This window comes from Paenibacillus sp. FSL H7-0737 (genome assembly GCF_000758545.1).
GTDB lineage: Bacteria > Bacillota > Bacilli > Paenibacillales > Paenibacillaceae > Paenibacillus_AQ.
In genome coordinates, this window is the sequence record NZ_CP009279.1 from 4,351,785 (window position 1) to 4,376,248 (window position 24,464).

The 24,464-nt window shown below is 42.6% G+C and carries 22 protein-coding genes; 4 read left to right on the forward strand and 18 right to left on the reverse strand.

The genetic code is table 11. The features are described 5' to 3' along the window. The first annotated feature begins 5 nt into the window (after positions 1-5). Both H70737_RS19085 and H70737_RS19090 read left to right on the forward strand, forming a co-directional pair. Positions 6-248: a hypothetical protein gene (locus tag H70737_RS19085; protein ID WP_042189679.1), complete on the forward strand. Its 243-nt coding sequence runs from the start codon at positions 6-8 to the stop codon at positions 246-248. 23 nt (positions 249-271) lie between these two features. Then, positions 272-1,387, forward strand: coding sequence for a GerAB/ArcD/ProY family transporter (locus H70737_RS19090; protein ID WP_042189680.1), 1,116 nt, complete (start codon positions 272-274; stop codon positions 1,385-1,387). Between the two features lie 25 nt (positions 1,388-1,412). On the opposite strand, the gene H70737_RS19095 is transcribed toward H70737_RS19090, so the two are convergent. From H70737_RS19095 to H70737_RS19115, 5 genes are all read right to left on the reverse strand, one after another. Continuing rightward, on the reverse strand, positions 1,413-2,807 hold the full coding sequence (locus H70737_RS19095; protein WP_042189682.1) for an MFS transporter: 1,395 nt from the start codon (positions 2,805-2,807) through the stop codon (positions 1,413-1,415). A 149-nt stretch (positions 2,808-2,956) separates the two neighbouring features. Next, positions 2,957-3,382, reverse strand: coding sequence for a MarR family winged helix-turn-helix transcriptional regulator (locus tag H70737_RS19100; protein WP_042189684.1), 426 nt, complete (start codon positions 3,380-3,382; stop codon positions 2,957-2,959). 92 nt (positions 3,383-3,474) lie between these two features. After that, complete coding sequence (locus tag H70737_RS19105) at positions 3,475-4,581, reverse strand: GerAB/ArcD/ProY family transporter (protein ID WP_042189686.1); 1,107 nt, start codon at positions 4,579-4,581, stop codon at positions 3,475-3,477. A gap of 33 nt (positions 4,582-4,614) precedes the next feature. Continuing rightward, positions 4,615-5,796, reverse strand: coding sequence for a Ger(x)C family spore germination protein (locus tag H70737_RS19110; RefSeq protein WP_081951164.1), 1,182 nt, complete (start codon positions 5,794-5,796; stop codon positions 4,615-4,617). Next, complete coding sequence (locus H70737_RS19115) at positions 5,786-7,363, reverse strand: spore germination protein (RefSeq protein ID WP_231573304.1); 1,578 nt, start codon at positions 7,361-7,363, stop codon at positions 5,786-5,788. Before H70737_RS19115 ends, H70737_RS19110 begins: the two co-directional genes overlap by 11 nt. Positions 7,364-7,445: 82 nt before the next feature. Here H70737_RS19115 and H70737_RS19120 point away from each other — a divergent pair, with 82 nt between their 5' ends. Then, entirely contained in the window at positions 7,446-7,724 is a 279-nt protein-coding gene (locus H70737_RS19120; RefSeq protein ID WP_042189690.1) for a YczF family membrane protein, read from the forward strand. Positions 7,725-7,861: 137 nt separating this feature from the next. Here the strand turns inward: H70737_RS19120 and H70737_RS19125 are convergent, their stop codons facing one another. The 3 genes from H70737_RS19125 to H70737_RS19135 all read right to left on the reverse strand — a co-directional run bounded on the left by H70737_RS19125 (position 7,862) and on the right by H70737_RS19135 (position 10,852). Continuing rightward, complete coding sequence (locus H70737_RS19125) at positions 7,862-8,680, reverse strand: CAP domain-containing protein (protein ID WP_231573305.1); 819 nt, start codon at positions 8,678-8,680, stop codon at positions 7,862-7,864. A gap of 71 nt (positions 8,681-8,751) precedes the next feature. Beyond that, complete coding sequence (locus H70737_RS19130) at positions 8,752-10,152, reverse strand: ADP-ribosylglycohydrolase family protein (RefSeq protein WP_042189692.1); 1,401 nt, start codon at positions 10,150-10,152, stop codon at positions 8,752-8,754. A gap of 118 nt (positions 10,153-10,270) precedes the next feature. Then, positions 10,271-10,852 carry a LysE family transporter gene (locus tag H70737_RS19135; protein WP_042189694.1) on the reverse strand — a complete coding sequence of 194 codons (582 nt, stop codon included), beginning with the start codon at positions 10,850-10,852 and terminating at the stop codon, positions 10,271-10,273. A gap of 124 nt (positions 10,853-10,976) precedes the next feature. On the opposite strand from H70737_RS19135, the gene H70737_RS19140 reads away from it, so the two are divergent. Beyond that, positions 10,977-11,531 carry a helix-turn-helix domain-containing protein gene (locus tag H70737_RS19140; protein WP_042189696.1) on the forward strand — a complete coding sequence of 185 codons (555 nt, stop codon included), beginning with the start codon at positions 10,977-10,979 and terminating at the stop codon, positions 11,529-11,531. Positions 11,532-11,662: 131 nt separating this feature from the next. On the opposite strand, the gene H70737_RS19145 is transcribed toward H70737_RS19140, so the two are convergent. The 10 genes from H70737_RS19145 to H70737_RS19190 form a co-directional block, all read right to left on the reverse strand. Then, a complete protein-coding gene (locus H70737_RS19145) occupies positions 11,663-12,538 on the reverse strand; it encodes an amidohydrolase family protein (RefSeq protein WP_042189698.1) in 876 nt (291 codons plus the stop codon). Further along, on the reverse strand, positions 12,525-15,701 hold the full coding sequence (locus tag H70737_RS19150) for a GNAT family N-acetyltransferase (RefSeq protein WP_042189700.1): 3,177 nt from the start codon (positions 15,699-15,701) through the stop codon (positions 12,525-12,527). The genes H70737_RS19145 and H70737_RS19150 overlap by 14 nt, the downstream gene beginning before the upstream one ends. Before the next feature lie 221 nt (positions 15,702-15,922). Further along, the gene (locus tag H70737_RS19155) at positions 15,923-17,098 is read right to left on the reverse strand and encodes an MFS transporter (RefSeq protein ID WP_042189702.1); all 1,176 of its coding nucleotides are present in this window, start codon (positions 17,096-17,098) and stop codon (positions 15,923-15,925) included. A gap of 177 nt (positions 17,099-17,275) precedes the next feature. Continuing rightward, the gene (locus H70737_RS19160) at positions 17,276-18,295 is read right to left on the reverse strand and encodes an LCP family protein (RefSeq protein WP_042189704.1); all 1,020 of its coding nucleotides are present in this window, start codon (positions 18,293-18,295) and stop codon (positions 17,276-17,278) included. A gap of 30 nt (positions 18,296-18,325) precedes the next feature. Next, positions 18,326-19,447 carry an FtsW/RodA/SpoVE family cell cycle protein gene (locus H70737_RS19165; protein ID WP_042189707.1) on the reverse strand — a complete coding sequence of 374 codons (1,122 nt, stop codon included), beginning with the start codon at positions 19,445-19,447 and terminating at the stop codon, positions 18,326-18,328. A 128-nt stretch (positions 19,448-19,575) separates the two neighbouring features. Then, complete coding sequence (locus H70737_RS19170) at positions 19,576-20,109, reverse strand: hypothetical protein (RefSeq protein ID WP_042189710.1); 534 nt, start codon at positions 20,107-20,109, stop codon at positions 19,576-19,578. A gap of 93 nt (positions 20,110-20,202) precedes the next feature. Beyond that, positions 20,203-21,585, reverse strand: coding sequence for a sensor histidine kinase (locus H70737_RS19175; protein ID WP_042189712.1), 1,383 nt, complete (start codon positions 21,583-21,585; stop codon positions 20,203-20,205). A gap of 3 nt (positions 21,586-21,588) precedes the next feature. Continuing rightward, positions 21,589-22,293, reverse strand: coding sequence for a response regulator transcription factor (locus H70737_RS19180; protein ID WP_042189714.1), 705 nt, complete (start codon positions 22,291-22,293; stop codon positions 21,589-21,591). Between the two features lie 140 nt (positions 22,294-22,433). Beyond that, complete coding sequence (locus H70737_RS19185) at positions 22,434-23,516, reverse strand: Gfo/Idh/MocA family protein (protein WP_042189716.1); 1,083 nt, start codon at positions 23,514-23,516, stop codon at positions 22,434-22,436. A gap of 17 nt (positions 23,517-23,533) precedes the next feature. After that, positions 23,534-24,451: a helix-turn-helix domain-containing protein gene (locus H70737_RS19190; protein ID WP_231573306.1), complete on the reverse strand. Its 918-nt coding sequence runs from the start codon at positions 24,449-24,451 to the stop codon at positions 23,534-23,536. Between the last annotated feature and the right edge of the window lie 13 nt (positions 24,452-24,464).

Consider the following 24,464-nt stretch of genomic DNA (forward strand, 5'->3'; position numbering starts at 1 on the left):
TAGCTATGCTGGGACAAATTATCTGTGTACTGCTATTAGCTTCCGCTATGCTAGCCCATGACCTCCCAAAGTTTAGACAGGCCTCCGTTCGTGATCGAGTGGTCTATGGAGTCCTTCTGCTGCCGGTTCTTTATCTCGGGTTTATCTTCATAGCAGCAAAGCCATGGCCTAATTTGGACTCGCTCTTCAATCTACTTACGGGTCCAGCTGAACACATCGTCCATTGGATCAACCCGGCTATTTCATAAGTGTATAGAAAGAGGAGGAACGTATGAATAAGCAAGAACGTGTTAGCTCTATCCAAATGTCCATGCTGTTTCTCTTCTTTATGACAGGCTCTTCAATCGTCATCGTCCCTGCTTCACTAACTAACTTTGCTGGCAATGGAGCCTGGATTTCTCTCATTATTGCCTCGGCCACAGGAATGCTTCTGCTATCCGGTATTCTATATTTAAATAGACGAGCCCCAGAGCTATCACTTGTGGAACAAAGCCGCGCTGTGCTTGGAAATGGGCTGACTCTCGTTCTATTACTTCCTTTCACATGTGTTTTGTTTTGGAATGTCGCAGGAATTGTCATTGAGATCGGTACCTTTTTCAAAAGTACGATGTTAAAAGAAACGCCTACTTATGCGGTAAATACGATGTTTTTTATAACGATTGCTATGACAGCGCTCGCTGGCATCGAAGTAATTGCCCGTATGGCCGCAGTCTTAATGTCTCTAATGTTCGGATTTATTATCTTGGTCTGGATTCTTGTAGCAGGTTTGTATCATCCCGAATACTTGCTGCCCATCATGTCTGATGGAGTTAGACCTATCCTGAGTGCTGCATATGTAGTCTATGGTTTTCCCTATTCCGAGCTAATCGTTTTTTCAATAATTTTACCGTTTGTGCATAAAGAAGATAAATCAAAGCTAGGAAAACAAATGTATCTGGCACTCCTTATAAATGCTCTGACGTTAATTGCTTCTGTCATTAGCAGTATTATGGTACTGGGACCCCTGTCCGGAAGCTTAAAATATTCATTGTACCAGTTGGCGAGGTTAATTTATTTTCAGGAAACTATAGAACGGGTCGAGTCCGTGATCGGTTTTTCATTAATTATTGGCTTTTATTTCAAGGCTTCAATCCTGCTGCTTATTCTTATTAAAGTCATGAAGGAGCTTCTCAGATTGGAAAATGAAAGACTGATTGTCTTCCCGCTTGCTTTTATTTGCCTTCTGCTGTCAGTAACGACTTACACACAAGAATCTGAGCTCACAGAAATCGTAAACACTACTTGGCCGTTGATCACTAATTTGGCATACATCCTGCCTTTTCTTCTGATTCTGTTGGTCACTTTTATTCGATTCCACATGAAAAAGCATAAGAATCAACAGTTCTGATCCAATTTTAGATTACAGTTATATATTATCTGCCTAAGCTTGCCTTCTTCGCAATTCGGAAAGTAGCTAAAAAGCTTAAAATTACGAAAAAAAGCTGGATCGATAAGGCCAAGAGAATTCCTGTCATTACGCCCCATCCAAAGGATTCACTAACGGTAATTAGGGCACCGCCTAATCCGATGCTAAGTGCAGGACTAAACGCATCAATAAATTGAATATTCGCTGAAATTGAACCTGCATCGCCATCTTCGGCATGCTGTAGTGCAATGGCTCCCGTGGTTGGATGTGCCAGCCCTATTCCAAAACCGGTAAGTATTTGTGAGAACACTGCGAGCACGATTCCATTACCTGAAATGCCTATCACGGTTATGACCAGTGCAACTCCGACAATCATAAATGCAACGCCAATCATCACCCGTTGTCTACGGCCCCTCCCATGGTCTTGTTCATCAAGCTTGGATTGCAGCCACGCTGCTATTGACCAACTTATAGCCCCGGCAGCAACGATTAATCCCGCAACATCTGCCGATAACCCTTTAACATTTGTTAGAGCTAGAACAACGTAGGTTTCAACAGCATAGTAGCATGCAACAAACAGCCCTCTAGTAACAATGGTTGCCGACAAACCTTTTTTAACTACTAAAGCACCCTCTGGCAGCAGTTTCCGTAAAGGTTGAATCATAATAAAGCCCCCTGCAATTGAAATCACAATCCCCTTCCAAGAAGGTAAAAATCCTAATCCTGCTAATAGCAGCCCTGTTCCTAATGTTAATAAAATTGCGTATATTTCTTTATACGTCCCTCTTTTCGTCGATGAAGCATTATTATTTTCAGCTTGTAACTTACGAAATAATGGGAGCGTTAAGCATACAGATAGAACAATGAACGGCAGAACAAGCCAGAACACAAACTTCCACGAAAGATTTTCGGCTAAAAACCCTGCGATATAAGGACCAATTAATGCTGGAAGAATATAAGCACTAGAGAAAGCTGCAAGTATTTTTGTTCTTAGACTGTCAGGGTAACTTAAAGTAATGCTGGAGTATACACAAGTTAAAAGTGCACCTGCTCCGAAACCTTGAAAAGCTCTTCCGCCGATCAACATGTAAATATTGAAGGAAGTTGCTGCAATGATGATACCCGTAACAAAGATTAGAATAGAAACTACAAATGATTTATATACACCATTCTTATCAATCTGCTGTCCAATGACCATTGTGCCAATGATTTGGGATAAAAGAAATGCACTAAAAATCCAACCATAATAATGGATCGCATTCAAACTTTGCGCCACCTTTGGTGCAATCGTCGTAACCCCCAATCCTTCAAATGCTACTGTTGTGACTGCCAGAATAATACCGATAGTCAACGCTCTGTACTGGGCATCAAAAATCCCGATTTTATTATTGCTTATTCTCATCTTTGAATCCTCCTTATAATTGTCGAAGCATTAGTTGCCATAGCAAGTATTGGATAATAAACAAACGATTCAAAACAAATGGTCTTGACGATAATAGTCATAGCAACTAATTGGGTTGAGACGATCTATTCTTTTACAAACAAAATCTACTATAAATCCTTTACATTATTATGAATGACAGAAAGTAGCCTTCTAAAGGTTTCAACCTCTTCCTCAGTTAACCCTTCAATGGTCTTTCTATACGCTTCAAGAGAGGGAGCAAGAATCTCATCTTTTATTTCACGCCCTTTAGAGGTTAGATAAACACGTAAAGATCTTCTATCCGTCTCATGGGTTACACGATGAACAAAGCCTTTCTTTTCAAGCTTGAAGAGCATACGCGCAATGTTCGTCTGATCTTTATATAGTCTTTCAGCAATATCCTTTTGAGTAATCCCTTCACTCTCCCAAAGAATAACGAGGATCTCCCATTGGTCCACCGTAATATCAAAGGGATTTACCACTTTTTGATAATAGTTATTCAGCTTCAAATCTGCCCGGTGTACAATTACGCCTATGTATTTTTCTAATTCCAATGGTATAGCCTCCAGATAATTGATATGATCATAGTTGCTATGACGAGTATAATTGTAAAGGCTAATAAATGCAACTCTAGAATATAAGCTCCTTATTTCGCAGATTTCAGCTTCTTCTTCTCTTGAAACCAGCCCATCACTAGAAGTATTAGTGGAATGATAAACAGCATCGGAATCTGGACATAGAACCGGACGACACGTAATCCTGTATAGATAAATTCTACATAGTTTCCTGCCATCGCAATGGAACAAATAAACATGACCATAGTCACGGGGATCATTAATTTACGATAGGAGGGAATACCGAACAATGTTGCCGCACCGATTAGTGTCGCATATAAATAAATGCCGATCCGGAAAAAACCACCGACAATAGCTGTGACGAGAAACAATACATCCAATCGTTCTAGTAAAGCTCTTCCCTCAATCAACTCCGAGGTTGTCAGCAATGGGTATTGTGTTCTTGTAAATAGATCCGCACCGAGGACAGACACATTTAGCATCGTAACAAACGCGATAAAAGATCCGCTGATCAATAATCCTGTAATCACTGATTTCTTCACTTGTTGCGGTTTATTCACATAGGGAAACAACATCAAGAACACTATAATCTCTCCAAAAGGAAATACAACGGTACTTGGAATCGATTGCTTCAGCACGGTTAACCATCCCTCTTCGAGTACAGGTCTTAAATTTTGAAGATTTACATTCCCAGACGTAAGGATCGAGCTTAGACCGGTGACAGTAACAAGAAGTAACACAGAAAAAAAGAGCTCTGCTGTCCTCGACAACACCTCAATACCTTTTCCAATGACATACATAACCGAAAGTAGCATCAAAGCAATAATAACGAGAAAGGGAGTCTGTGTAAAAACAAAGGATACAGCCATTGAGGCGAATTCACGGACTACAAAACTCCCATTAAACAAGAAATAGACAACATATAACAAGGCGACGATACGACCCACAACGGGCCCTAATATTTTTTTCGCATATTCCGTGAGCGGAAGATCCGGATAAAATAAAGACAATCGATGATAGATTAGAAATAAACAAATTCCCCCGAGCATTCCGAGGATTGCGGTGATCCATGCATCTTGCTTGGCTTCCGCACCAAATCCGGAGATAATCGCGCTCACGATTTCAAACATCAATACAAGGATAAGCAATTGACGGGGACTGATCTTTGCTTTTTCCAATGTCACTCCTTCTCTCTATGAACAATTCATTTATCAGCTATTATCGATACTTTCCATTATGGTTCTATTACGCAACCCAGTATTACGCAAATAAGCCTCCACTTTCACTTTTACCTCAATCGTGGGAAAGGTCACATCGTTCCAATCCCGCTTTAACGTTCTCCATTGCTTAGGGTGATCACGATGCACCACTTCTCCAAATCCAAAAATGTCCGACTTTTGCTGTTGCATTAATTTAATCGTGGCTACCGCTTCATCATGAACGGCTTGCATGTACAGGCGCTCAATTTGCAAAAACAATCTCGGGTTAGTTACATCAATTGGGACATCAACCTCACCAATATTTGCATCCGCACCAATCTTCACCTCAATAATTGGTTTACCGGATTTATCAAAGCTTGAATGAAATGATGATTTGGTTCGTATATTCTCGATCCCGATTGTATGTGGCTGACCATTCCAATCCATGGTTAACAATGTCGAATTAACTCTGCCTAACACCCATAAGAATCCACGGCTTTCATTTCCGTCTAACCACCTCATTAATTTTCCATCTTTAAAAGTAGCAATCCCATTAGCCATTAATTTATCTTCTTTATTTGTAGAATCGAGTTGAATGCCAGTAATCGTAGGTTCTTTACCAGATGAGACGATGGCTTGAATGACTTGGTATATTTTCTCATCAATATTTTCACCAAAGGCTTTCTCGGTTTCAGCTACCATTTTCTTAATTTTAATGGCCGGTGAATTATCGAGACTCGTTCGTTGTTTAATGATTTCTTCTCCCGTCGTTCCCCTCGCGATAACCATTGTAGCGGAAGGACGAAACTCACTATCCCGCTCAATGCCGTCAAAAAGCTTCTTTATCCCTTGTGTTGTAGCTAAATCTTCACCTACCAAGAGAACTATCGCATGACCATAATGCAATTGCCTAGAAAGTTTTTGTGAGAGAACGCGAGTAGCATCAAATACATTATTTCCTTCTGCTGAATATGTGGTTGGAGGTAAAGGCATTGGGCTACCTCCTCCTTGTGAACTTGAGACATTTATTGGATTCACGATCTGAACCGTAACCCTAATGTTCTTTTTTTCTCCTTTATCAATCGCCATCGCAACCACAAAACCGATATCCGTTAACTCTCGACTATCCCAGCAACCCGTAAGAAGAGCAATCATAACTATCGACAAACAAAGCCGTGCCATTCTACGTCCCATCTTGATCACCCACTTGCTCTGTTGTAGGCTTCTTCATCAATTTGGGAACCAAATGTCTCATCCAAATCGGTAAAGGTGCATGAATCTGACTATTCTTTACATGCATCATTGGACTATAAGGAGCCATGTAAGGTACACCAAATGAACGTAAACTACACATATGTGCAATGATCATAATCAAGGTAAGAATCATTCCAAAGAAACCGAACGTTGCTGCACTGATCATGAGGAGAAAACGTAACAATCTCGCGGATACAGCAATCGAGAAAACAGGTGTCGCTAGACTAGAGATAGCTGTAAGTGAAACAACAATAACCATTGCCGTTGACACTAAACCTGCTTGTACAGCTGCCTGCCCAATGACAAGTGCTCCAACGATGGATACTGCTGATCCAATTGCTTTTGGCATACGAACACCCGCTTCACGCAGAATTTCAAAAATAACCTCCATTAATAGCGCCTCAACAAACGCGGTAAATGGCGTTGCTTCTAGCTGTGAAACAAGCGAAATCACTAACTGTGTTGGTATCATTTCTTGGTGAAAGGTTGTTGCTGCAATATAGAAAGAAGGTCCAATCATCGAAATGATAAACATTACGATGCGTAACAGCCGCAATGCAACACTGATATCATACCGATGATAAGAATCCTCTGTAATTTGAAAGAATTGATTAAAAACGGCTGGGATGATTAGCATAAAGGGGGTTCCATCCACCATAATTGCAATTTTTCCTTCTAAAAGATTAGCAGCGACGGTATCTGGGCGTTCTGTAGGTAGGACCGTTGGAAACGGAGTAAAACTCTGATCTTCTATCATTTTCTCAATATATCCTGATTCCAGAATGCTATCCAACTTGATCTTGCGGAGACGTCGCTTCGCCTCTTCAACAATGCTATCATCCGCGATCCCATTTATGTACATGATCCCTATCCTGGTATGTGTAACTTGACCTAATGTCATCGATTCCAGCCATAAATTAGGATTTCTTATGCGACGCCGAACCATCGAAATATTTGTCGTTAGGCTTTCAACAAACCCTTCACGAGATCCTCGAATAGAAGTATCTGTACCAGGCTCATCTATGGCGCGGACTTCACCGCCCGATGTAGCAATCGCTAGGGCTTCTTTCGATCCATCAATTAATAAAATAGTCTGCCCCCACAACAAAGCATCATAGAGTTCATCCCATTGAACAAGTGTCTTCAGACCACCGATTGGAACAATTTTATCTGTGATTACTTGAACCAGATCATTTAATGTCCTTTGTTCATTACTCAGCATGACGTTCAGCAAGACTTCCATGACAAATTGATTAATGGTTGTATTGTTAACAATGCCATCCACATAAATAATTGCGGCTTGAAGCTCCTCCTCCGAGCCCCCTATCGTAAATTCACGAATAATTATATCTCCACTATTCCCTGTCTTTTGTCGAATCTGCTCTAAATTGACTCTTAATTCTGTTGAATCAATCGGAATTGAAGGGACGGTCCATTGTGGATTGCTTCCAGCACTTTTGCCACTTGCATTGCCATCCTTTGCCATGCCCTTCACCTTTCTCTCCATTATTTGCTGCTCTTTGCGTGATTATTCTACCCATTAACAGCAAATATTATTGGAAGATTAACAATGAAAGCAGGGAAGTGGTATGAAAATATTCGTCGTAACTATACTCTTATTAATCTTAGTAATAGCACTGACCTTTCTGCTTGACTTCATTTCACTCTTTAGCATACAAGAAACATTTCGTAATCTAATGGCTTCTTTTCGCGTCATGAGTACCTCAGAACTCATTATCTTTAATTTCTTGATTGTAGGCACAATAACTTATTTAATGTGGCCACTGGTACAAAAATGGCTACCACAGCAATCTCCATCATCGCAAGGTCAACCATCCGAGCATGTCGACAAGACCCAGACGAAATAGTAATCATCTACATCGATTTCGATCTTCCAGCCATCTGTGAAATTAACTACCCTCCTTTATAAAAATAAACCCCATGTCTGATGACATGGGGTTTAAAAATTAGCTTTTAATATGTGACGTTTAGATTGCTGATCACACTAACCAATAAATTCTTGAACCCACTCGCTGTTATAGTAACCTATTCCAATTTCAGTAAAGGAACTATTCAGGATGTTGGCACGGTGACCAGGGCTATTCATCCATTGATTCATTACTTCTTCCGGGCTCGACTGGCCTTTCGCGATATTTTCCCCTGCTGTATTATAGGAGATCCCAAATGCCTTCATCATGTCGAACGGAGATCCGTAGGTTGGTGACTGATGGTCAAAATAATTGTTGTCGGACATATCCTGCGCTTTAGCCAAAGCCATTTTCGACAGCTCACTATTCAAACTAAGGGGTTTCAAGCCTGCGTTTGTTCTTTCTTTGTTTACCAGTTCCAATACTTTCTGCACAGATGCCGATGCATTGGTGGAGGTTTGCGGATTAGCAGAATATTGTGGATTGGACGATTGTTGCGGATTAGCAGAATACTGTGGCTTAGCGGATGTTTGCGGATAAGTGGTTTGATCCCCTGTTGTACCACCTGTAGGTGGAGTAGTGCGGATAAACCCATCCAGCCATTTCGTTACATCGCCGGGTACTTGTTTAGCCTTAATCGTTGATTTCCCAGCATTCTCTGTGGAAATAGAAGACGCTTGAGTTAAGGTTGTTGTTGTAGCTGTTTTGCCAGCATGATGTCCAACCTTCGTTTGTTGAGTAGTCATTTGGTTGTTGGCCGATTGATTACCCGAACAAGCTGTAACGAGCAATAGCGCTACTATTACGATAAATGGTTTAATAACGACCCCTCCTGATTTGGCAAAGTTGTGACTTAATCGAATAAAGTTTTTGTAAAGCACGATTGAATTATTCATTTCAAATTCAAAAAATAAAAAGCAAAAAAATCCACAGCAACATTCGTTGCTGTGGATTCTTTGTAAACTTATTATGTATCGAGATCCGTATTCTTGCTCACGTAGAGCTCACTAGGCTGAACTTGAAATCGTCCGGTTTGCAGCAGCTCTGGTAAACGCCCCATCCGTTCCGCTAAACAAGAAAGACTTTGCTCATGAAAATTAGAAAGCCCCGTATGAATCCGATCTTGAAAAGGTTTAAGCCACCTTGATTCCAAGCCATCAGGACCGAAATAAACCCCAAGCAGAGAGCCAGCCGTTGCTCCGAAGCTATCCGTATCGTTGCCTTGCATCACCTGCTTGCATATTCCATCACCAACATTGTCTGCAAATCGCAGGGTATTAATTAAGGTGCCTATTTCCTGATAAACATCACAGTGACAATAATTCGCATACTTACGGTTAATGCTCTGATACGCTTCCAGCCAGTCATCTGCATTCGCTACCATCTCAAGGCAATCTTTAGTAATCTCGTAGAATCGGCTTCTTTTAGGGACGAATTGCAGAGCCGTATTGATTATTTCAATGGGATCGCGCTGCACGTGAGCAACAGCAATCGCAGCAGCAATGAACATTGTGGAGTAAATGCCGGTCCGGCGATGAGTAAAACTTGCATCCCGCCAAGCTAGCTCAGCAGCCAGAGCAGGTTGACCAGGACAGGCATATCCGTAAGCATCTGCACGAATCGCCGCACCGCATAGTTCCGTACCCTGCACCATAAAATCAGGCCAAGCCTCTATTTCAGAATGATTGAATAGCTCCTTATCATGTTCCAAATAGCTAATCCCTGATCGCATCAAAATAGCCCTTTCCGGCCCCCAAGTTGTACTTATCGGAAGGTGATTTAACCATAAATCCCTTAAATTTCTTTTCGTAAAACCATCACCGAATTGTTCTAGCACCATCATTCCCATTAATGTGTAATTGATATCATCATCAGGTGCTACATAACGAATTCGCCCCCGTGTCGTCTCAAACCAAGACCAATGACGACGATCCAGTGCATGGAGAATTTCTTCAGAAATGTAATCATTCAGTGGCCATTCCCCTACAGAAGTTAAGGCTTGACGTAATTCCGACAAGTTGGGATTTACCTCTATCGGTTTGCCCAGCATTGAGCCACAGACTGAAGCGAGGAAACCTGCTTCTACACGCTTGGAGCTATCCTTCAGATTCAAAATCCCGACCTGACCTAGAGGTCGAGCCGGATCACATTCCCGCCATATCTCATCTAAATCGTTCGGCTCATTGTAAGGCCAGTTGTCCCTCATTGGAATGACAGCCAAGCTATGAGCGAATTCTAGATAGGCATCATAGCTTGCTGGGAGCTTTTCCAACTTAGCTAAATAACCGGAGGTTTGATGCCCCTGCTCGAATTTATTACGCAGAACGCCTTCCAATTGAAGTTTAAGAAATGTGAGTGATGGTAGCATATTGCATCTCCTTTGTCCTCGTATCTATCCACAATACATCAATATCATAAGCTTTAGAAGTAAAAGATAACTAGATAAAAAAGTATTGGTCGAATATTGATTTTCCCTTAATAATCCTTCATCCCAACACTATCGAAACTGCACAATAAACTAACAACAGTCCCATCAGTACATTAAATTGACTTCTATATTTAGATATCATTTTTTTGAAAAGAGAACCACACAAACACCAACAAAAAGTGCCCATATAACCGATGAAAGCAAGAATTAAAGAATAACTCAATAATCTAAAAGAGGAAGAAGGATAGGTAAGGATAAATGTTGATGTAACTGTGATCCCATATAATATCCCTTTCGGATTGATAAATTGTAAAAGCATTCCCGCAATAAAGCTATTGTGTTTATCTCCAGCTGCATCACTTTCTGGTTGTTTACTTGTAATCATTTTAAATGCTAAATACAGCATGTAGACTCCGCCTATTACAGCCATAATAGATTTAATTTGTGGAAGAAGATTATTCAAAAGTAGATTAAAGTAGGAACATAACAATATGATTATAAAAAATCCTGTACCCACTCCTAAACAAAATTTCATTGATTTTTTCAGCCCAACTTGGTTTGCAAAACCCATTGCCATAATATTATTGGGTCCCGGAGTAAAACTTGCAACAAATGCATATAAAAACAAAGAAACAAACACTAAATTATATCTCCCCTTCCAGCTTGTATGCTATAATGTATTCATCAGACGTTATAACGTACATTTGTGCGTTTTATTGTATATCACGATCGTTATAAAGTAAATGGAGACAGGAGTAATTACAGTGGAAGAAATAAATCTAATTATTGCGGAAAATATAAAAAAGATAAGAAAAAGTAAAGAGTTAAGCCTGGAAAAGGTTGCGGAATTAACAGGAGTCAGCAAAACAATGATTGGTCAAATCGAAAGAGGCGAATCGACACCAACCATTACAACCCTTTGGAAAATCGCCAATGGCTTAAAAATTTCATTTTCTGCGCTGATAGATTATCCAAAACCTGACACAAGAGTAATCTTAAGAAGTGACATTCAGCCACTGCTTGAAGATAACGGAAAATATCGAGTGTATCTATCTTTTCCATTTGAAGAAAGTAAACGGTTTGAAGGTTATACCGTGGAGATAGACAAGGGTGGATACCTTGATGCCAATTCTCATATGGAAGGTACCGAAGAATTAATCACCGTGTTTGACGGAGAATTGTCTTTCCGTGTCAATAACAATGAATACCTCTTGAAATCAGGTGATTCTATCACATTCCTCGCAGACAAACCCCATGTATATTATAATCCAGGACAAACAATAACCCGGTTAAGCATGATTTTATACTACCCCTCTTAGCAAAAAAATCCCAAGGCACTTGAGCCTTGGGACTACGTTCTCTATGATAGGGTTGCTAGATGAGTTAATATCCTTTTACAAAAAACAAGCCATCCTTTAGAAAGAACTAAAGGATGGCTTGTTCGTAATGCTTAGAGCGCCGCAATCCGCTGCTGGATGCGTGGAAATAAGGCGAAGGCATTCTCGTAAAATACTTTTTCGTGGTGCTGCTCAGGGACAAGTCGACGGACAAATTCCGCATACAGGTCAATAGGAGCAAGTGGCCAATCCGTGCCGAACAACATTTTCTCATAGTGGTCGGAATACACCAGCGCCCGGCGAAAATGATCCATGAACAGAGGTTCATTCATGAACCGTTCAAAATGAGGCCGATCACCGACTACAAGACCGGACAAATCGGCATAGACGTTTGGATTTTTGGCCACCACTTCGGCGGCATCCATCACCCACGGATCGCCAAGATGGCAAATCATAAAATTCACATCACGTCGTTGAAACGCTAATTCGTCTACCGTAAGAGGATGTGCATACTTAAGCAATCCATTCATCGAGTACGTATCACCGGTATGAATGACGACAGGCGTGCCGTACTTGGCTGCCAACTCATAGATCGGTGAATAGATTTTGTCATAAACGTAATGATGATAGTAACCGGCGTAGAGCTTAATACCAGCCACCTCGGGCGCTTGCAGCCGTGCCTCAATTCGGTCGAGCTCCTCCTGAGCATCCTTGCCTCCGAGCATATTCGGATTGATCCCCACGCATTCCATTAAGAAAGGCGGCACAGTGTCTTCCAAGTCAAGGCCCATCGGATTAGGGGAAGTAGAGTCAGGGAAAGCTCCCTTCGTCTGCTCCGATACCCCCATTCCAATGCCCAGAATAACGTCGTTCTTATCAAACTCCGCTTTGAGCCCGGCAGCAGTGTAATCAACTTTAGAGAGATCCAGTGCTGTTTGATGAAAGCTGTCGATGTCCGACAGATGAATGTGAATATCAATGATCGGCATTTAAGATCTCCTTTTCGTCAGTAGGTCTAGCAAAGGTCAGCTTCAAAAGACTGCGGACATCCTCTGAATTCAGAGCGAGTTCTCCCATGATCAGGAAGGACGGCTGTGTCCAAACGGTTTCTCCATTGAGAAGCGGAAGATGATGATGCACCCCGTGATTAAATACCTTATTGTTCACATACGCCGAGGCACTCTGATTCGGGTGACTGCTCGCCATATGCAGCATATCCTTACGCGAAGATGCCCCAATTCGCAATAGTCCCTTGGCCTCAAGATAGGTTTCAACCGTTCCTAATAAGAACTTGCCCTCCTTGGAGAATTCCATCCATCCTTCGGCATAGACTGGCGAAGGTTTGATATAATTCTCCTCCGACAACGAATAATTCGGCAGGGTCATTCCGCTGTCATTGGTCACCGAATGCAACACACAGAGCACAGGGACGCCGGGGAGCATAAGGTAATGCTGATTAACAACAATCCCTCGGTTCTTTTCCTGCTTCTCGATCGAAGTAGTGATACGTAATCCTTTCCATACATTGCCCTGAACATCCATTTGCTCGGTCCAAGCTGCGCTTCTTGGCTCCTCCAAACGACTAAATCCACCTATGCCTGAAATACCTACACCGAGTCCACCATGCCAAGGATTCCACCAGGAACGTGGTGCTGCTTCCGGGTAGGAGCTATCCAGCCATTCTTCTCCATGGTGCTTCAGGGAATGCACAACACTGCCGAAATCAGGAGCAGCTGCAATAGAAAGTACTCCGTTACTCACAGTGTAAATAGGACCCGCTGGTCCCTCTTCTGTGTCACAGATAACGGCTGCTGTTTCCGTTTGAGGGAACCAGAGGCCTGCTCGCTCTTGAATACGATCCTCTCCACGATAGACGACTCGAACCTTCTGTCCTGATTGGCTGTGTTCTGAAGAAGATTCCGCTTCCTCAGGCGAGAGCTCAAAGCCCGCGGAGTGCAGATTCTGCTCTCTTTGCAGATCCATCTCAGCGACTTTCTGCTCCTCTCCTCTATCCGTTTGTACATATAACTCGAGGCTTCCATTAAGCGGAGTCATCTTTCGTTCGATTAACTCCGCATGAAGCGCCCCCGCCGCAAACGGATTTCCACCGCCGAGCGTTAATTCAAGATGATCATCCAACACCGGTGTGATCGGATCCAGCTGCTTCCGTGCAAAGGTGCGGAAATCCGACCACTTCAGGAAGGTGTTTAAAGCGAACACCAGCGTCTTTGTTCGTACGACATCTCCAGCAGAGATTTGACCAAGATTATGCTCCAGTCCAAGTGGATACTCCGGACGAAGCAGCTTCAGCGAAGGGTCCCAGCAAACGCCGCATGTGACATTTTCTTCCTTGCTAAACAACCAATTTTCCGTAATTTGAGCGCTGTCCCAATAACTCGGATCACCCGAATAAGCATCGCCCATATCTACGTAATGCCCCTGATAAGGCAGGATGAGCCGTTTGCCAAAAAATCCGAAATTCGTTAGCAGATACATATCCTCTTCCAACGTTTGGTTACTCGTATTGCGTACCTCGCTATAAAACTCAGCGATTCCGTTTGCAAAGAGCTTAGCCACTCTTTTTATCTCCAGACCCGGGAATTCATCCGATTCATAAAGGGTCTCTAGAACTTGGCCCTCTCCTTCGGAATAGATCTTTACTTCTTTAGCCTGTTTCTTCGAGAATTCTTCGGCGAATGGTTTACCTAACTTCGGATGGGTTAACCAGAAATTATGGCTCGATCCGGGATATTCAATCCACATCCCATTGTCGTTATTATTAAGATGTACGGAGTAGGTGCCGTTTACAGCCACCCACTGATCTCCGTTTTCCCCACCGAAGCGGCCATGTGTTCCTTTCATTAGCACAGATAATTTGCTGATGAAGGACACTGCCTTCTCTCCAGTCGGAACGGCCGTCACCTCAATATCCCGTGAATAAAGGCCATATGAATTTAGGGTAAAGGGGACTCGGATGGAAGCCTTACTTTTAGCTGGAACCGAGAAGCTTACTGTCCGATCCGCCCACGTCAAAAATTCTTCCTCAGGCAAATCAAAAGAAAATTCCGCTTCCGTTGCAAAATTATTCTCAACATTCAAATATAGCTCAGCGGGAAGACCCGGATACAGCTCACGCTTTGGCAACTCCATCATCATTTTCAGTGGGAATTTAGGAGCAACACCTATACGAAACTCAGCACGCTTGCCACCGATGATCCATTTGCTCATAACCACAGGGTGAGTCTTCTTGTCGTTTTGCTCTTCACGAATCGGATCAAGCTCGAACTCACCTTCTACGATAAGTGTTTCTCCTGGCGCGAGTGTTGGTGCAGCAGACAAGGCAAAACGAATATTTTTGTCATTTTGGCCTTTGATCTCAATAGCCAGATCAGACGCCGAACGATTCTTGATGTGATAGCGAATCTTGTAGGTGGAACCGAATACAAGATCGTGATCGTCAATCTCCGTGGAGATTTCATAGTCAGGTGTATCAAGAGCCGTCAGGCCGCGACCGGTCTTCTCGAATTCTGCACGTAAGGAGAGTTCTCCCTTTTGCCAGGTGTAATCGAAGAAATCAAAACCACGCTCCCGGCGACCATCCGGCTGAATGGGCAGTTCACGGGTACTATCTGCATACCAATCCAGCTGTTCAAAATAAGGAGCGAGTGCTTCCGTTTGCAGAACTGTCGGAATAAAGTTCATCAAATGAACGTAATCCTCATTTTTTTCCCAAAAGAATCCACATTTCTTATACATCGGTACGGCCTTCGTATTGCCTGCCCAAGTAAACAGATCAAGACGTGGCCAGCCCGCTTCAATTGTTGTGCGAACAGCGTTCAAAATCAGGTTACGTCCTACCTTGTATCCGTGATAATCAGGTCGTACATTCAACAGCGGAACATACAAAGCTCCTTCGTCTTGACGGTAATGGGCAAAACTGCAGAAGCCGACCACTTCCTCACCATCAACGGCGAGAAACACATTCAGGTTGGACGAGATTTCCATCTCGCGGCGTACTGTATCCTCTGTTCTCTGATTGGTGCCTCCACCCCAGCTTTCGTTGCTACGGTTCCACATTTCTGCAACCGCCTTAGCGTAAGAAGGATCATATTCTATAATGCGGATTTGTTCCGCTGTAGTCTTAACAGTCATGCTCTCAGCTCCTTCTCCCTCAAATAGAGTATGTATACAACTTTATTCAAATAACTCCTACGAGTTCTTATTATACTATTAATTGGAAGGCTGTTACGAGGTAAAAAACTCTTTCTCCTTATTTTCTACATAAAGCCACTGCCAGCAGAAAGCTACAGAATAAAAAAGCTGTCGAGACTCCCTCGACAGCTTAGAATCTACTCTATGAGCAGCATTTCTATTTAACAACTCTCCACATGATCCGCTGATCTGTTTTTTAAATTCGCGATACCTACAATACCAATCAACAACACGCAGAAAGAATAAGGAAGTGCCATATTCGCGGTGTATAAAGCTGTGCCTATAACTGGACCTATAAATGATCCGCCACCTTGAAGGGCCGCAATAAAGGAAGCAACGCTTCTTTGCTCATGGTCTTGAACCGCCATTGAAGCACCCGCACTGTAGCCAAGCAATGTAAAGCCGATGCCAATTCCCAAGAATGTAAAGTCCACATAAGCAAATCTGATAAACAATAATAAGCCTAGCAGACCCAAAGCCACAAATAATAGCCCTACGAGCAGCACCTTCTTAGGATGCCATTTGAGATATTTGCTGATCACAATTTGCGAGAGCACCACCATTACTCCCGAGATAGCCAGACCCGTTCCAATTAACTGAGTGGCTTGCTGGGTACTGTATCCAAGGCTGTCTTGCACAAAAAATCCGATAGTAACCTGCACGATATTCAGAGCAAACGATAGCAATAGTCCAATCCATAAATAGAGGCGTATCCGTTTGTCGTTGGGTGAAAGTGAAATCGCCTGCCGTTCGATCTCGATATTCTTTTCTTTAGGAATAAACACTAGAAATAAAATAGCCAAGGTGAATAATAATATGGCTGCGGCGTACATTGGTGAGGTGAGTCCCAGCGAAGCCATTCCTCCGCTCATTGCAGGTCCTACTACGAAGCCAAGTCCATTGGCTGCACCGAATAATGCCATTCCCTGAGTACGGGTCTCTTTTGTACTCCAGCCCATAACATAAGCTTGTGCTAATGCTGGAATACCTCCAAAGAAAAAACCGGCGATTGCGCGAAGTATAAAGAAACTCCAAAACAGGCTAGTTTTGCTCGCAGCATGTACTGCATAATCAGCCAGCAGTGCAAAAATGACTAGTGTTGCCATATAGACGAACATGATCGAAGCGAGCAGCCATTTCCGGCTCATGAATGTTTGTTTTTCCCAGAAATATCCTCCGAGCAGCCAGCAAAGTCCCGCTACCGATACCAAACATCCTGATTGAAAATCACTAAGTCCCAAATTTCGAGCAAGCGGTCCAATAATCGGATTAAATGCAGCTATCGATATCATCCCTGTCAGTACAATTAGAAACATAATACCCAATCTGTATTTCATGAAATTCCCTTCTCCTCTCAAGTAAACCAAAACAATGTACGATTCATAATCGCTGTGTTCATGGTACTATGCTTGGAAGTCAGGCCTCTACCCGTTGGCGGATTACTTTACTGGTTATCGGGATTATTAGTTGAACACAAAAAAACTGCTCCTAAGAGCAGTTTAAGTGATAGCCTTTTAATCTACCGTCCCAATATTCTCCAAGTGCAATGAGCTTTCGGAGCTAACACCCGCTTCCGTACTCAGAGTAGTAAGTGCTTGTTTAAGATCCTCTTTATTCACATACACGTATGGACTCTTCCAAAGAGATTCCACATGTAAGGAATTGATATGATCTGGTTTGAGTTTAGGGAAGTTCAACAACCATTGCTGGAGATCTGCTTGTGGAATATCAGTCTTCACATTTTCACCGATGATGTCCAATACATTCCCCCATTGGGACACGCCTTGGAAATTCCCTAGCTTATCCAGAATCTGCTTAATTACTTGCTGCTGTCGATCATTGCGCTGAAAATCGGAGGATTCAGCCGTTCCTTGATTCGATTTGCGGTAACGCACAAAGTCAAGCACATGTTTGCCATCCAGCTTCTGCAAGCCCTTCTTTAAGTTGATGTTCGTTCCATCTGCCGAATCGATATATTTCATATCCATATCGACATCAATGGTTAGCCCGCCAAGCAAGTCCACCGTCTCCTTCAGCACATCAAAATTCACCACAACCATGTGATCAATTGGCAGACCTAGTAAATTGCTGAAAAACTCTTTTGTATTAGGGATAGCTTCAGTTTTATCTTTTATGTAATGGTAAGCATAATAATAATTAGCTTTGCGAGAGGGCAACGATTTAGGTTTTAGCAACAAATCCCTCGGTATAGATAAGAAACTCGTCGACTTCGTGTCAGGATTGAAGCTGACAAGCATTAGCACATCGGTATTCATTACCCCACCACCACCGTCCCGACTATCTACCCCGGCAAGCAGAAAAATCATAGGTTCAACCGATACCGTCGCCTTTTTTTCCTCTGGGGCAGCGGTTGGCTGGACGTTGACTGGAGCAGCCATGCGCTCTATCGCGTTATCCGTCTTTTTGTATAAATACCCTGCATATACTCCAATTCCGATAATCGTTGCGCCTAAGACAAGTCCAATGCTCGTCAGAATTTTACGAGTTGTTGTCCACTTGCGTTTGTTAGTCATAATTCCCTCCACTCAGTTCCAGTAGCTTTTTCAATCCGTGCTTTCATCCTTATGGACTTTCACACTTAGCACTATGCCAATCGCAATCATATTAGTAAGTAACGAGCTACCTCCATAACTAATAAACGGCAAGGATATCCCCGTCAGGGGCAGCAATCCAAGATGCATTCCAAGGTTAACAGAAACTTGAAAGATAATCATGGCGATAAACCCGGTGACAACATATGCCCCTGCACGGTCCCTGCTTTCGAGTGCGATAAAGATCATTCGATAGACGAGCAATAAATATAGCATCAGCAAAATGGATGAACCTATAAAACCGTATTTTGCACCGATGACTACATAGATCGAATCGGAATACGCGTATGGAATATATCCTTTTCGCAAAAAAATACCTTCACTACCCGATAATCCACCGGAGCCAATGGCTATCATTGCGTTTTTGACATGCCAAGATTTATCGGGATCACTCTGCGGGTCCAAAAAAGCCTGAATTCGTGACAATTGATGGGGCTCGACAATCTTGGATAACAAGTCGAAGTTGGCATAATAGAGCCATAATATCGTGCCAATCGAAATAATCACCACACCGAGGATCAAGATCATATATAGAGCACGGATGTTACCTATCCAAAGCATACTAAGCAATATGCCCGCAAAAACGAGCGCTGTACCCAAATCGGGTTGATCCATGATCAAAATAAAAGGAATTAAAAAAACGAAACAAACCGGCACTAAATCTTGAAAAAAGCGAAGCTGCTGTCCTTCTCGTTTACCCAATAGATGAGCAATGAGCAGCACCGTACATATTTTAGCCAGCTCGGAGGGCTGGAGCTGAAAGCTTCCAATACTTAACCAACGCACGGCACCATTGAGGTTCTCCCCAACCAGCTTAACTAGCACAAGTAGACCAATACCCACGCTATAAAAGAGATATGCTAACCAACCTAATAGAATCTTATAATCTACCAATGCGATGAATAACATGGGTATGCAAAATAAAGCAAATAAATACAACGAACTGATGTAAAGACCATCTAACCGTGTATCCGTAGTCGCGCCATAAATAGCAACAGTACCAATACCAACTAGGCATGTTACGAGAAACAGTACGGATCTGTCCAGCTTTGCAATTTTGGTGGTGAGAAACATGATACAACCTCTATTTAATTTCTGTATTTTTCTTGTTGTAAAATGAGCATCATAAATAATCCGCCTGAGCACTAATACATCTTGTTTCAAGATGAAGCTGAAGTGCAGCGGATTATAAAGTGGTATGATTATCTCAGATCAAATTTGTCCTGATACGCCTTCTTCGATAACAGCTTTAATTTATCTTCACTCAGCGTATAAATATCCAGCCCGTTCCCTGCCTCGCCCAATGACCAGCCCAGCGCGAGCTCGTTATGGCCATCATCATCGACATCATAGAATTCGGCATAATCCAAGCCATACCCAAACCCCTCAACCTCCGAAATCTTTTGCCACGCTTCATTTTCCTGCCTAAGCAGCATTGCTTTTATAGAAGAACCTTTGTTTTTGCTGTATTCATATACAACTACCGCTTCATCGATTCCGTCTCCATCCATATCCCCAAAGGAGATAGCATTATCCTCTTGTCCATCCAACGGAGTTATCAATTGAGCTTTGTCGGGAAGCCATTTGATAAATTCCTGGCTCGTTTTGTCTCGCTGCAGGCTTGCTTCTGATGATGGAGGCTTAATCAGCTCTCCTGGTGTCGCCGGCACTCCGCATCCTCCGAGCAAAAGTATCGTTGTTAACATAGCACCTATCTTTATGAATTTGCTCGGCATTTGGATCATCGACTCCTCGCTTGTCCGCATATATAGTATTTTATCTGTGAAAGAGATGAAAGTGGTTATGAAATAGTTAAATTTGAGCTCTATTTATATCGGCAAGTCAAATTGGACAATCGTCCCCTTACCTAAAGTACTGCTTATACGCAGCTCGCCATGATGCAACGTAATAATCTGTTCCGAGATGGACAGTCCCAAACCGCTGCCTGACGCCTGTTGATCCCCTTTGTAGAATTTTCGCCGCACATTCTCTAAATCCGCTTCTGCGATGCCTGACCCAGTATCCTCAACCGTAATTACAACTTTCCCTGGAACCGTATGGGCAGTAATAAGAATTCGACCAGAGGAGCTAGTAAATTTGAGCGAATTATCAATGAGATTAATCATGACTTGCTTCACACGATTCTCGTCAGCTTGAATGACAGGCAGATTCTCTTCTATTTTCACTTCGAGCAAGATGCCTTGTCTGGTTGCTCTAGGGGTGAGTTGTCTGCCAATATGCTGCAACAGCTCTGTTAGCTCCACAGTTGTGAGGTGAATTGCGATTCTTCCGTTATCCAATTTGGAGAAATCCAATAATTCATCCACCATATGAGTTAACCTGTCACTTTCAGATTCAATGATATCTAGCCCATCATGAAACAGAGCCTGGTTACTCTCCCCACCCGCCTTCAAGGTGATTACCCAGCCTTTGATCGAGGTCAATGGCGTACGCAGTTCATGGGATACGGATGCGATAAAATCATTCTTAAGCTGTTCACTTTTCGAGATTCGACTGGCCATCATATTCAATGTATCTGCCAAGGAACCAAGCTCGTCTTGATAGCGCTTTTGTACTCTTATGCTAAAATCTCCTTCAGACATTTGGTCTGCTGCCTGTTTCAGATCTTTAATGGATCTGGTTATGGTCCAAGATAGTAATAATCCAAGCAAGGTGACGATACCAATCACGAGCAAACCTACCCCGATCAGCAAAACCGCAATTTGATTTACTGTATGTATCGTTTCCGTTAAGGAGGTAATAAACCTCACTTCCCCGACGATGTTACCTTTGGCTTGTAAAGGATACGACACCGTAAAAATAGCTTCCTCCGTTACAGGGTCCTCACCCTTCCAACTGTCAGGCTGCCCTTGTATGGCTGCTTGCACATCCATGTTATCTGTCATCGTAAAATCGCCTTGGATTCCATTAGAATCCTGCAGCAGCCGACCTTCAGCATTAATAATCTGTACCTGTGCATCGGAATGGCTGGCAAAGCCCTTTAACAGCCTATCCGATTGTGCCTCTAAATCCTCGTCGCTAAAATATTGCTGATAAAAAGAAGCCGACAGTTCTGCTTGATTCATCAGGGTTTGCTCTATATTATGAAAATAATAATAACGTACAGATAAATTAAGAATAATCTCAAGAATGAGCACAGTAAGACAAATCACTACAAAATAGCTTCCTACTAATCTTTTCTGAATACCCATTCTTCAACCATCCTTTCTAAAGCGGTATCCGAGCCCCCATACAGTCTCAATCCAATGCGGGTTAGAGGCGTCCTCTTCAATCTTCTCTCTTAGCTTACGCACGTGAACATCTACTGTCTTTGGATCACCAATAAAATCCTCACCCCAGACCAGGTTCATTAATTCATTCCTAGATAGTGCTGTATCCGGATGCTCTAAAAAGGTCTTCATCAACTGGAATTCCTTCGGGGTTAATTCAATAATGTCATCGTGCTTAAACATCTTGTTCGAGTTCAAATCCAGACGAATCGGTCCAGCTTGAAGGATAGTTTTTTGCGGTTTTAAAGCTGTTTCTGTACGACGCAATATCGCTTTGATCCGTGCCACCAGTTCTAATGGATTAAAAGGTTTCACAATGTAATCGTCGGCACCCATTTCAAGGCCATTGATTTTATCCAGATCTTGTCCTCTTGCTGTTAAAAAAATGATAATGACCCCAGGGTCCTGCTCTCTTAGCTTCCGGCAGATCTCAAACCCATTTAAATCCGGCAACATGATGTCCAGAACAATAACGTCTGGCCGGTTCGCCTCAAAGCTCTGCAATGCTGCTTCTCCACAAGCAGCCTCACTAACCACAAACCCACTATTCGTTAAATTGATAGCTATAAACCTTCTAATATTATCGTCATCTTCCACAATAAGTACTTGATTGCGTTCTACAGTGTTCATGCTCTTCACCCCTATAACCCAGTATTCAAACATGCAAAAAAAACAAAAAAACTCTCCCAGTAAAGAGAGAGTCTTGTCTCAGATCCCTGTAATTAAATCACAAGTGGATATTACTCTATATCTCTATGCTTGTCAAAAATCTAATCCAAATACACAGCCTTACCCGTTTGTGCAGATTCATAAATCGCTTCTAATATTTGCGAAACAACATATGCCTGTTCAGGTGTTACAACCGGGTCTTTATCCTGTTCAATAGCCTCGATCCACTTTCTTAATTCGATGTCAGGTGCACTTTCTGCTTTACCTTCATAGTAAGCCACGCCGCCTGCCCCAAGCTCAATTTTATTAGTGTACAGCTTGCTGAATTTCTCTCCGTTAATTCTAAGTCCATCCTTCATATCTGCACCTGCTTCAGTCCCGCTCAAGCTGCATTTCGCTTCATGCACATCCAGAGAATTGAGTGCCCAGCTCGCTTCCAGCATAATTGTAGCGCCATTCTCCATTACGACCATCCCAAAGGCTGAGTCCTCCACGGTGAACTTTTTAGGGTCCCAAGGTCCCCAAGCGTTGGCGGCCTCTTCTTTTTGAGACAGTTCGTGATATTTGGTGCCCAGCACGACTTTTGGTTTATAGTTATCCATCATCCACAGCGTTAGATCCAGCGCATGGGTTCCGATATCGATCAGAGGTCCTCCACCTTGCTTCTCTTCATCGAGGAATACTCCCCATGTCGGTACCGCTCTCCGTCTGATGGCGTGTGCTTTTGCAAAATAGATATGACCAAGCTCCCCGGACTCACATGCTTTTTTCAAATATAAGCTGTCTTCTCTGTAGCGGTTGTCATATCCAATGGTTAGTTTCTTGCCTGTACGTTTCGCTGCTTCCACCATTCGTTTGGCATCTGCTGCCGTCTTGGCCATTGGTTTTTCGCACATAACATGTTTTCCTGCTTCAAGGGCTGCAATTGAAATTTCTGCATGAGCATCATTCGGCGTAAGCACATGAATAATATCAATCGAATGATCTTTTAATAGTTCTGTGTAATCCGTATATACAGCAGCTTCGCTAGTACCGTATTTCTCCGCTGCTTCATCAGCACGTTCTTTAATAATGTCACAAAAAGCTACGATTTCCACTTTACTTTGCTTGCTCAAACTTGGAAGATGCTTGCCATTCGCAATTCCACCACATCCAATAATTCCTACGCGAAACACTTTACTCATATCTTTCACCCTCACTTCTAATTAGTTTGTTTTGTATTTCGATAAGTTGCTGGAGTCATGCCTAACCGCTTGCGAAATACGATATGCAAATACGTGGCATTCGTAAATCCTTCCGTTTGAGCGATTTGTTCGATCGGACAATTGCTTTCTTCAAGCTTACGGCAGACCGCTTTCAACCTTATATCCTCAAGCGCCCTACTGAAAGATTGATCGGCGTTAACTTGTTTAAACACTCGCTGCAGCTGCCTTGAACTAATATTCAGCTTTTCAGCAACATTCTCCAAGGTAACAGCTCCTGAATAATTAGCTTCCATATATTGAATGGCATATTGGTACCGATAAGTTGACATATCTCTAACAGGTGCTTCTGTTCGAATTCCACCTGCATCATACGCTCTTACTGCCTTTAATAAAATGCTGATTACGAGATGTTTAATGGAAGTGTAATATCCCGTCAGTTTACCTTCACAAGCTTCATAGGCTTCAAGAAAACATTTCATAGCGCTGTGATAATCTTGCGCTGGAACTAGTGGTAGCTGCTTTAGCTTCTGAACACAGGTCTCAGCCTCCGCAACCTCCCAAGGATCAACCTCCTCTCTGATCTTCTCTTTGATGTCCACATGTAGACACAGTTCTTCCATAGAATCATCTGGATCCGCCTCTTGGCGGTGCATGACACCCGGTCCGGTTAAATAAAACATTCCCTCAGACAAGGGGTATTTTAAATCGCCAAGAGTCACTTCTCCCTTTCCTCTTGGAATAAAATGAAATTCGAATTCAGAATGATTATGGAAATCTATGACTCTTCCCGGCGGAAAAGAGGTCAAATGAAATCTAAGAACTGTTATCTCGTAATGTCCCCATTGGATTGAAATATCCAATCTTTCGAGCATATCATGCTTCTCAAACATCATCTCATAGGGAAAGTTACTCAATGTTAAATCCTCC

Bases quoted from the DNA above. Each gene is read 5' to 3' on its own strand.
- H70737_RS19085 (WP_042189679.1), top strand. From the start codon at position 6: ATGCTGGGACAAATTATCTGTGTACTGCTATTAGCTTCCGCTATGCTA.
- H70737_RS19090 (WP_042189680.1), top strand. From the start codon at position 272: ATGAATAAGCAAGAACGTGTTAGCTCTATCCAAATGTCCATGCTGTTT.
- H70737_RS19095 (WP_042189682.1), bottom strand. From the start codon at position 2,807: ATGAGAATAAGCAATAATAAAATCGGGATTTTTGATGCCCAGTACAGA.
- H70737_RS19110 (WP_081951164.1), bottom strand. From the start codon at position 5,796: ATGGGACGTAGAATGGCACGGCTTTGTTTGTCGATAGTTATGATTGCT.
- H70737_RS19115 (WP_231573304.1), bottom strand. From the start codon at position 7,363: ATGGAGAGAAAGGTGAAGGGCATGGCAAAGGATGGCAATGCAAGTGGC.
- H70737_RS19120 (WP_042189690.1), top strand. From the start codon at position 7,446: ATGAAAATATTCGTCGTAACTATACTCTTATTAATCTTAGTAATAGCA.
- H70737_RS19125 (WP_231573305.1), bottom strand. From the start codon at position 8,680: ATGAATAATTCAATCGTGCTTTACAAAAACTTTATTCGATTAAGTCAC.
- H70737_RS19130 (WP_042189692.1), bottom strand. From the start codon at position 10,152: ATGCTACCATCACTCACATTTCTTAAACTTCAATTGGAAGGCGTTCTG.
- H70737_RS19145 (WP_042189698.1), bottom strand. From the start codon at position 12,538: ATGCCGATCATTGATATTCACATTCATCTGTCGGACATCGACAGCTTT.
- H70737_RS19150 (WP_042189700.1), bottom strand. From the start codon at position 15,701: ATGACTGTTAAGACTACAGCGGAACAAATCCGCATTATAGAATATGAT.
- H70737_RS19155 (WP_042189702.1), bottom strand. From the start codon at position 17,098: ATGAAATACAGATTGGGTATTATGTTTCTAATTGTACTGACAGGGATG.
- H70737_RS19160 (WP_042189704.1), bottom strand. From the start codon at position 18,295: ATGACTAACAAACGCAAGTGGACAACAACTCGTAAAATTCTGACGAGC.
- H70737_RS19165 (WP_042189707.1), bottom strand. From the start codon at position 19,447: ATGTTTCTCACCACCAAAATTGCAAAGCTGGACAGATCCGTACTGTTT.
- H70737_RS19170 (WP_042189710.1), bottom strand. From the start codon at position 20,109: ATGCCGAGCAAATTCATAAAGATAGGTGCTATGTTAACAACGATACTT.
- H70737_RS19175 (WP_042189712.1), bottom strand. From the start codon at position 21,585: ATGGGTATTCAGAAAAGATTAGTAGGAAGCTATTTTGTAGTGATTTGT.
- H70737_RS19180 (WP_042189714.1), bottom strand. From the start codon at position 22,293: ATGAACACTGTAGAACGCAATCAAGTACTTATTGTGGAAGATGACGAT.
- H70737_RS19185 (WP_042189716.1), bottom strand. From the start codon at position 23,516: ATGAGTAAAGTGTTTCGCGTAGGAATTATTGGATGTGGTGGAATTGCG.